At 72.7% G+C, this 9,038-nt stretch carries 7 protein-coding genes; 4 read left to right on the forward strand and 3 right to left on the reverse strand.

Annotation, left to right across the window (positions count from 1 at the left end; genetic code table 11):
• Positions 1-35: 35 nt before the first annotated feature.
• Together pyrE and DEJ04_RS17295 are read left to right on the forward strand one after the other, a co-directional pair.
• Complete coding sequence (pyrE, locus tag DEJ04_RS17290; protein ID WP_071404348.1) at positions 36-587, forward strand: orotate phosphoribosyltransferase; 552 nt, start codon at positions 36-38, stop codon at positions 585-587.
• The gene (locus tag DEJ04_RS17295) at positions 584-2,887 is read left to right on the forward strand and encodes a septum formation family protein (RefSeq protein WP_111047893.1); all 2,304 of its coding nucleotides are present in this window, start codon (positions 584-586) and stop codon (positions 2,885-2,887) included. The genes pyrE and DEJ04_RS17295 overlap by 4 nt, the downstream gene beginning before the upstream one ends.
• A 184-nt stretch (positions 2,888-3,071) precedes the next feature.
• Here DEJ04_RS17295 and DEJ04_RS17300 read toward each other — a convergent pair whose 3' ends face one another.
• Positions 3,072-4,025 (reverse strand): aldo/keto reductase, encoded by a 954-nt coding sequence (locus tag DEJ04_RS17300; RefSeq protein ID WP_111047894.1) that lies wholly within the window; start codon positions 4,023-4,025, stop codon positions 3,072-3,074.
• A 108-nt stretch (positions 4,026-4,133) separates the two neighbouring features.
• On the opposite strand from DEJ04_RS17300, the gene DEJ04_RS17305 reads away from it, so the two are divergent.
• Positions 4,134-4,778, forward strand: a complete 645-nt coding sequence (locus tag DEJ04_RS17305) for a HEAT repeat domain-containing protein (protein ID WP_111047895.1) — start codon at positions 4,134-4,136, stop codon at positions 4,776-4,778.
• 416 nt (positions 4,779-5,194) lie between these two features.
• Here DEJ04_RS17305 and DEJ04_RS17310 read toward each other — a convergent pair whose 3' ends face one another.
• Entirely contained in the window at positions 5,195-5,884 is a 690-nt protein-coding gene (locus DEJ04_RS17310) for a metal-dependent transcriptional regulator (protein ID WP_027464846.1), read from the reverse strand.
• 37 nt (positions 5,885-5,921) lie between these two features.
• Between DEJ04_RS17310 and DEJ04_RS17315 the strand changes: the two genes are divergently transcribed.
• Positions 5,922-6,812 (forward strand): CPBP family intramembrane glutamic endopeptidase, encoded by an 891-nt coding sequence (locus DEJ04_RS17315; protein WP_181437873.1) that lies wholly within the window; start codon positions 5,922-5,924, stop codon positions 6,810-6,812.
• Positions 6,813-7,021: 209 nt separating this feature from the next.
• Here DEJ04_RS17315 and DEJ04_RS17320 read toward each other — a convergent pair.
• A partial coding sequence (locus tag DEJ04_RS17320) for a phospholipase C (RefSeq protein WP_375334743.1) occupies positions 7,022-9,038 on the reverse strand: 2,017 nt, incomplete at its 5' end.

Consider the following 9,038-nt stretch of genomic DNA (forward strand, 5'->3'; position numbering starts at 1 on the left):
CGCGTTGCGGGCCCGACCGACTACCCTTGTGCGCTGTGACCGACGCGCGCGAACAGTTGATCCAGTACATCTCCTCCGAAGCGGTGTTCCACGGCGACTTCACCCTGACCAGCGGGAAGAAGGCGACGTACTACATCGACCTGCGGAAGGTCAGCCTGGACCACCGCGTCGCGCCGCTGATCGGCCAGGTCATGACCGAGCTCGTGCAGCAGGTGCCGGACGTCTCCGCCGTCGGTGGCCTGACCATGGGCGCCGACCCGATCGCCAGCGCCGTCCTGCACCAGGCCGCAGCCCAGGGCCTGACCTACGACGCCTTCGTCGTCCGCAAGGAGCCGAAGGACCACGGCCGCGGCAAGCAGGTCGAGGGACCGGACCTCAAGGGCAAGCGCGTCGTCGTGCTCGAGGACACCTCCACCACCGGCGGCTCGCCGCTCAAGGCGGCCGAGGCGCTCGAGCGCGAGGGCGCGATCATCGCCGCCGTCGCGGTCGTCGTCGACCGGGACACCGGTGCCAAGGAGACGATCGAGGCGGCCGGCTACCCGTACTTCGCGGCCATCGGGTTGGCTGATCTGGGGCTGACCGCGTGACCGAGGAGCGTCCGGACGACGCACGCGAACCCGACGGCACCGCCGGCCCGGCAGACGGGGACGACGGCCTGGAGGCTCGGCGTGCGTCCGGATCGGACGCTCCGTTCCACGGTCTCCGCAGCGCTGCGGACATCTTCGGGGCTCCGCGCGGCGAGGAGGACTGGCCGTCGCGGCGGGAGCGCCGCGAGGCCGAGCGCACCGCCCGCGAGACGGGCGCGCCGCTGCCGGAGCCGTTCGTGGCCGAGGGGGAGGCGGAGGGCGCCGAGGCTGCTGCTCCTGCTCTTGCTGCGCCGGCTCCTGCCGCTTCCGCTCCGGCGCTCGACGACGGCGCGACCCAGGCCATCTCGATGCCGCCCGAGCTGCTCGCACCCTCCGAGAACCCCGACGCCGTCGTCGAGCACGAGCGCTCCACACTGCACGACCGGATCCCGGCCGCCGCCGACGTCGCGCCGGACTCCACCGCGCCGCACCCGTCGTCGATCGTGCTGCCGACGGCACAGACCCACCGCGACGAACGAGCTGCCGCGTCGAAGGCCATCGAGGACGAGCGTCGCCGCGTCGACCCGTTCGGCGAGGGCCGCGCCGACGTCGACTGGCTCGGCCGCGCGACCGGCAACCACCCGGAGTCCGTGGCTCCCGCTGCTGCTGCTCCCGCTGCGCCGCAGCCCCTCGGCGTCGAGAACGTGCTGCCGCCGACCGAGGAACCGCCGACCTTCACCGACCTGCTGCGCATCACCAGCACCGGGCCGGTCCCCACGCAGAGCGGCGCGCACGACCGGCCGTTCGACTGGGCGATCGGCGACGACGACGAGCCCGGCGAGGTCCCGGCGACGCTGACCACCGACTCGTTCGACACCACCGCGCTGTCCGCCGGGTCCTGGTCGCTCGCCGACGAGTTGGACGATGAGGACGAGGTCGTGGCCGGCGAGGTCGACACCCCGGCCTCCGGGCTGCCGCAGGCACCGCGGACCTACCCGGTGCCACCGGCGGTCCCCGTGCCGCCGGTGGTGCCCCCGGCGGTCCCGGCTGCGCCCGTGTCGGACACGGCTGCTCCGGCTGCCGTTCCCGCCGCTGATGCTGCTGGTGCTCCGACGGAGGCGACCGAGGCCGTGGACGTGCCCCGCGAGCCCGCCGGAGACGACGTGCCGGACGCGACCGAGGGCCTCCAGGCCGATGCCCCGACCACCGCGTTGCCGGCGGCCGGGACGCCCTGGTGGTCCGAGCCCGACGCGACCGTGCCGCCGACCGCCGCGCCGCCGCTCGTGGAGCCCGCAGCGGGTGCCCAGGAGTACCCGGCGCACCTGCCGCCGTCGGTGGGGCAGGACCTCGACGCCGTGCTCGACCTGCGTGGGAACGACACCGGTCCGCAGCCGGAGTCCCTTCCCGCTGCGGCGCCGGACGACCTGGACCAGTCCGAGTGGGACGGCCGCGAGACCAGTGACACGAGTGCCATCAAGGACCTGTTCGGCACCGAGGCCGTCGGGCAGCTCGGCGGGACCGGCTACGACCCGGAGGACACCGGGACGCGGATGATGCCGGCGGCTGCCGTGCCAGCGGCTGCTGCCGCTCCTGCTGCTGTCCCCGCGCCCGCTGCTGCTGGACGGCCGGCCGGCGGTCCGGACCGGCAGCCCGGCGATCGCGACAACTTCATCAACGAGGGCTTCGCGCGGCTGCGGAACGAGGGCAAGCGCGGCAAGCAGCTGCTGATCTACGGGTCGATCGCGCTGATCCTCGTGCTCATCGTGCTGGTGTTCCTGCTGTCGAAGTGGATCCTCGGGAACAACATCGCCGACCAAGCCGTGCCGACGAAGTCGCCCGTGGCGGCCTCGTCGGCGCCGGCGACCCCGAGCGCTGCGCCGTCGGCGTCGGCCTCGCAGCCGGGTGACGCCGCAGCACCGGCCGCCACGCTGCAGTTCGCCACGACCCCGGCCCTGCCCGGCGAGCACCCGTGGACCGACCTGGCCGGCGGGGAGTGCCTGTCGCCGTTCACGAACGCGTGGTCGCAGACCTTCACGGTGGTGGACTGTGCGACGCCGCACATCGGGCAGCTGACCGCACGGCTCACGGTCGAGGGCGACACCTACCCGGGTGCCGAGGCCCTGGCGACCCAGGCGGCCGACCAGTGCCAGTCCGACACGGCGCTGAACGCCTCGGCCGCCGCTGCCGTGGGCGACGTGCAGGTGCAGGGTTCCTACGCGCCGGACCAGGCGACGTGGGACCAGGGTGACCGGTTCATCGCGTGCTTCGTGACGCGGTCGTCGGGGCAGCCGCTGACCGGGTCGTTGGCGCCGGGGGCGTAGGGGCGGGCGGCCGGTCTGGCGGCGCGGGTCGCACGCGTTCTGCGACGATCCACCCCGTGATCGACTGGTGGTCTGTCGGAACATGCACACGCAGCGACTGCGTGCGCAACGAACGACATCCCACCCGTCGAACGACGAGTGGGATGTCGGAACATGTACGCGCATCGGCTGAGATGCGCGGGTGTCAGGCGCTCGCGGGCACCTTCGCCGACACGTCGGACAGCGTCTGCAGCTGGTCGGCGGTGAGCTCGAGCTCCGCCGAGGCCAGCAGCGCCGGCAGCTGCTCGGTGTTCCGGGCGCTCGCGATCGGCGCGACGACGTCGGGCTGCGCCTGCAGCCAGGCGAGTGCGACGGTGGCGATCTCGGAGCCGTGTGCATCGGCGATCGAGGACAGCGCGTCCACGACGGCGAGCCCCTCGTCGGTGAAGTAGCCGGACACCTGGCCCTCGCGGTCCTTGCCGGCGAAGTCGTCCTTCGAGCGGTACTTGCCGGTCAGGAACCCCGCGGCGAGCGAGAAGTACGGCACGACGCCGAGTCCGTGCTCGTGCGCGAGCGGTGCGATCTCCGCCTCGTACGGCTGGCGGGTGACCAGGTTGTAGTGCGGCTGGATGGCGACGGGCTGGGCGAGGCCGTTCTCCGTCGCGATGCGGATCCACTCCGCGGCGCGGTCCTTCGAGTAGTTCGAGATCGCGGTGTAGCGGACCAGGCCGTCCTGCACGAGCTGGTCGAAGGCGCGGACGGTCTCCTCGAGCGGGGTCGACTGGTCGTCGAAGTGCGCGTAGTACAGGTCGATCCGGTCGGTGCCGAGGCGCTCGAGGCTCGCGCGGGCAGCGGCGGCGACGGTGCCCGCGGCGAGGCCCTGGAACTCCGGGTGCTGCGAGCCCTTCGTCGCGATGACGACGTCGTCCCGCTTGCCCGAGGCGCGCAGCCACGAACCGATGACCCGCTCGGACTCACCGCCCGAGTTGCCCGGCGCCCAGGCCGAGTAGACGTCCGCGGTGTCGATGAAGTCGCCACCGGCCGCGGTGTAGGCGTCGAGGACCCGGTGCGAGGTCGACTCGTCCGCCGTCCACCCGAAGACGTTGCCGCCGAGGGCGAGGGGGAACACGTGCAGGTCACTGGTACCGATGCGGGGCATGCGGAGGTCCTTTCGTGGTCGGAGGTGCGGTGGGAGCGAACCGCACGTCTCCCGACGCTATGCCCCGATGCTTGACACGGCCCCGGCGCGAGGGGCTTCGATGGACCGATGACCACGCTCACCGATGCCCTCGCCGATCCGCGATCCTCCGCCCGGCTGCAGGCCGTGATGGCCGCGGGGACCACCCCGGACCCCGCGGACCTCGAGGTGCTCGTCGCGCAGTGCGCCGTCGAGCCGGACTTCTTCGTCCGCGACATGCTGACGTGGGCGCTCACCCGGCACCCCGCCGACGACGTCGTCGCCCGCGTCCTGCCCGAGCTCGAGCGCCCCGAGCCCCAGGCCCGCAGCCAGGCGCTCCACACCCTGTCGAAGATCGGCGACCCGGACGCGTGGCCCGCGGTACGCCCGCTGCTCGAGGACCACGACGACGAGGTGCTCCGCGCCGCCTGGCGCACGGCCGTCGCACTGGTGCCGGACGACGAGCGGGCGTCGCTCGCGCGGACCCTCGCCGTGCAGCTCGGCATCGGCGACCGCGAACGTCGGCTCAGCCTGTCGCGTGCTCTGGTGGGACTCGGCGAGGACACCGTCGGACCGGTCCTCGCCGCGGCCGCGGACCGGGCGACCGACGCCGTCCGGGAGCACGTGTACGAGACCGAACGGCTGCTGCACGACCCCGGCGTCGCGTCCGAGTACGCGCTCGAACGGGCTCGGCGCGAGGTCGCCCTCGGCCGGACGCGCTCCGTGAAGGGCTAGGGCCGGCGGGCGCGCCCGGCCGGGAGCGCCGGGTGGTCGCGAACCGTCGCCGTCACGGTGGTGGGGTGGGCGCGTGGTGCGGTCACGACGCCCCGTGGGCGGGGTGCCGAGTGGTCGCGAACTGTCGGTTGCGGGGCTGCCGGGCGACAGGTGGTGACCGCTCGGCGGACGTGAGCGGGGTGTTGTGACCGGTGGGGCCGCCGGACGGGAGGCGCGTGGCGGCCGCGCGCCGGGCCTCCCGTCCGTCGCCACGCGCGTTCGCGGGCCGCAGTGCGGTCACGACGCCCCGTGCGTTGGGTGCCGAGTGGTCGCGAACTGTCGCCCGCGAGGCTGCCGGGCGACGGTTCCTGACCGCTCGGCGGACGTGAGCGGGGTGTCGTGACCGACCGACCATCCCGCCCGCGCGCGCCGCGCGGTCAGTCGCCGTCGGGCGCGAGCCAGATGGAGGACGCGGCGGCGGCCGGCAGGTCGACGAGGGACTCCGAGCCGTCGGTCGCCCGCCGCGACACCGCGATGACGCCGGCGTAGTCCCGCACCCGCTCGACCCGCAGGTGCGTGCCCAGCCCCACCCCGAGCTCGTCGAAGTACCGCAGCAGCGAGGGGTCGTCGTCCGAGACCCGGTCGACGGTGCCGCACGCTCCCGGCTCGATCGCGCCGAGCAGGGTGCCGGGGGAGTCCGGCACGATGCCGTCCGCCCCGGGGATCGGGTCGCCGTGGGGGTCGTGCGTCGGGTGGCCGAGGTCGGCGTCGACCCGGTCGAGGAACTGCTCGGACACGGCGTGCTCCAGGGCCTCGGCCTCGGTGTGGACCTCGTCCCACGAGTAGCCGAGCCGCTCCACCAGGAACGTCTCGATCAGCCGGTGCCGCCGGACCATCGCCACCGCGACCTGCTGCCCGAGCGGGGTGAGCACGACGCCGTAGTAGGGGGTGTGCTCGATCAGGCCGTCACGGTCGAGCTTCTTGAGGTTGCCCGACACCGTCGACGCCGAGACCTTCAGCGACGCCGCGATGTCCCGCGTCGCCAGGCCGGGCCCGCCGCGCTCGCTGGCCTTCCAGATGAGCTTGACGTAGTCCTCTGCCATGGTGGACAGGGAGGGCAGGCGCATACCGCCAATCGTACGTCCCGCCTGGTACAACCGGGAGGTGACCACCACCGCCCCCGTCCGAGCCCGCCGCCGTCGCTGGCCGGTGCCCCCGTCGCTGCTGCTCGGGCTCGCGCCGATCGTGGTCTTCGCGGCGATCAGCGCCTGGCGGTCACGACCGAGCGACGACTACGCGACCCTCGGGCAGACCGTCGACAGCGTCGTGCACGCCCTGGTGATCCCCGAGGGCATCGCCGTCGTGGCACTCGCCCTGTTCGTCACGGCGCTCGGTTGGTGGCGGATCGCCACGGTCGACCCGGTCCGGACGCGGCTGCGGTGGACGATGCTCGCGCCGATCCTCGTGCTCGTGGTGTGCGTCGTCCGGCTGCCCCTGATCGACTGGACGGCGCTGCCGGCGCACTACTTCCTGCTGCTCGCCGTCGGGGTGCTGTTCGTCGGGGTCTTCGAGGAGCTCATGGCCCGCGGGACCCTGCTCGTCGGGCTGCGGCGGCGCCTGCCGGAGATGGGGGTCTGGGCCCTGTCGTGCGCACTGTTCGGGCTGCTGCACCTGCTCAACGCGCTCGCCGGAGCCGGGATCGGGCCGACGCTCATCCAGGTGGTGTTCGCGGCGTCGTTCGGGTCGACGCTGTACGTCGCGCGTCGGCTGACCGGGTCGCTGCTCGCCCCGGTGCTGCTGCACGCCTTCTGGGATTTCGGGTCCATCGGGTTCTCGGCGACCGCGGACCCGAGCGACTTCGGCAAGCTGACGCTGCTCGGTCTGATCGGGCTGTTCTCGTTCGGGGTGCTCGCGTTCGGCATCGTGGCCGGCGGGGTCATCGCCTGGTACGACGACCGACCCCGTCGGCTCGCGAAGCGGTGGCGGACGGTACCGCCCATGGGGGCGGTCGTGGTGCCGGGAGGCGAGCCGCGCCTCCAGGCCGACGTGGTCTGAGGGAACGGACGCGACGGCCGCTGCACTGGCGGACGCTGTGCCGACCGGCGCGTGGCGACCCCGCGCGGACGCGACGGTGCCCCGGAGCGCAGCACGCTCCGGGGCACCGCTCGGTCGTTTCGGTCGACGCGACGCGACGCGACGCGTGGTGTCGGTCGACCCGACGCGTTGTGTCAGTCGACGCGACGAGTCGGTCGAGCCGCATCGTGTCAGTCGGCCCGACGCCGGAGCTGTCGACGGCGGACGACGACCAGCGCGATGCCGGCCATCAGGAACACGATCGCGGCGATCGTGACCCCGGTGAGCTGCACGCCCGTGAACGCCAGGCGCGTCGCGGACGGGTCGGTCGCGGACGGATCGGCGGCGACGGTCTGCCCCGCGGCCCCGGCTCCTGCTGCGGCGCTCGAGGCAGGCGCGGCCCCGCTGCCCGTGCCTGCCGTGCCCGCCGTTCCTGCCGTTCCACCGGAACCGGTGCTCGCGCCCGTGCCGCTGCCACCGGTCCCCGTGTGCGGCTTCGTCGTGGGCTTCGGGGTCGGCTTCGGCGTGACGGCCGTGGACACGATCCGCGAGACCGCACCGCTCTTCGTGTTCAGGAGCACCTCGCGGTGCTGCGGGTGCGTGAAGTCGAACATGCTCCGGATGGACCCGGCCCGGGCGTCGAACGACTGGTCACCGATCCGCCCGGTCGACCAGTTGTCCTCGATGAACTTCGTGGTCGACGTCTGCTCGAGGGCGGTGTGGTCGACGTGGTTCTGCTTGGCGAACGGCGAGATGACCAGGTACGGCAGCCGCTGCGAGGGGCCGCAGCGGTCGAGGTACCCACCGGCGACACCGACCTTGGTCGCGGCCGTGGTGCAGACCGTGGTGTCGTTCGAGGAGTCCGTCGACCCGTTCAGGATCGTGGGCGCGACGTGGTCGTACCAGCCGTCGGAGTCGTCGTAGTTGATGACGATGGCCGTGCTCGACCACTCCGGCGACCGCTCGATCTCGTTGATCTTCGACGTCAGGAACTTCTGCTCGTCGAGCGGGTCGGAGTACGCGGCGTGGCCGTCCTGGGCCTCGGGCGCCTTGAGGAAGGACACGGCGGGCATCCGGTGCTCGGCGAGCGCGGTGTCGAACGCCGACAGGTCGTACTGGTGGTTCGCACGGTCGGTGGAGCCGATCATGCGGTCGCTCGTCGGTGCGAGGTGGTGCGGGTTCGACGTCGACGCGTAGTAGGCGAACGGGTTGTGGTGCGGCGAGTAGTCGTTGCTGACCGACCCGCCCACGTTCGTCGTGGTGGCGTCGCACTTGGCGAGGGTGCCGGTGCCCGCGTAGGCCGTCGTCGGGGTGAAGCCGCCCTGGAACCAGCCCCAGGTGACGCCCTTCGCGTTGAGCAGGTCGCCGATGTTCTTACCCGACATCTCGACCAGGTTCGACGTCGACGTGTGGTCCTTGTCGGAGCAGTCGTCGAAGGCGGGGTCGGGGTCGGCGGTGACGGTGCCCTGGCCGGCGGCGTCCTTCGCGACGACGGCGGTCGAGGTCGGCACCGTGGCACCGGTGACCGAGTCCACGCCCGTGCCGCCGTGGGTGTTGCCGCTGATCAGGTTGAGCGCCCCGGGGGTCGAGGGGCCGAAGCCGGTGTCCCAGGCGTTGTCGCTCATCGCGTAGTTCTGGGCGTAGTTCCACAGCCCGGTGGTGGTGTTGCCGTCGTAGTAGTCCATCGTCAGGCCGGGGGACCCGTACAGGCCGGTGCAGGTGTCCACCGAGGTGCTCTCGACGAACTTGTCCATGGCACCCCCGTCGACGGCCTTCTGCTCGGGCAGGTAGTTGTGGTTCTGGTCGCACGTGAGCGCCTGGGCGGGCGTCAGCCGTGACGGGGCGTAGGCGTTCGGGTTCTTCGTCAGGGTGCCGGAGGACGCGAGCGTGTTCACCTTCGGGGTGCTCCGCGCCGCGGTGAAGCGGGTGCCGTCGGTGTTCGCGGCCTTCGGGTAGGTGCCGAAGTAGTGGTCGAACGACACGTTCTCGTCGTACATGACGACGACGTGCTTGATCGGGGTGGTGGTCTTCAGGGCGTTGTCCGCGGCGGACGCCGACTGCGGGATGGCGAGGGCCGTCCCGGCGACGGCCGCCAGGGCCATGATGGCGAGCGCGCCCTGTTGGACGCGTCGTTCGGAAGGTCGGAACACGTGGAACCTCTCACTGGTCGGGACGGTGGCGTGGTGGGGGAGCGGTGGGGCCCTGCGG

The sequence above is a fragment of the Curtobacterium sp. MCLR17_044 genome (assembly GCF_003234435.1).
Classification (GTDB): Bacteria; Actinomycetota; Actinomycetes; order Actinomycetales; family Microbacteriaceae; genus Curtobacterium; species Curtobacterium flaccumfaciens.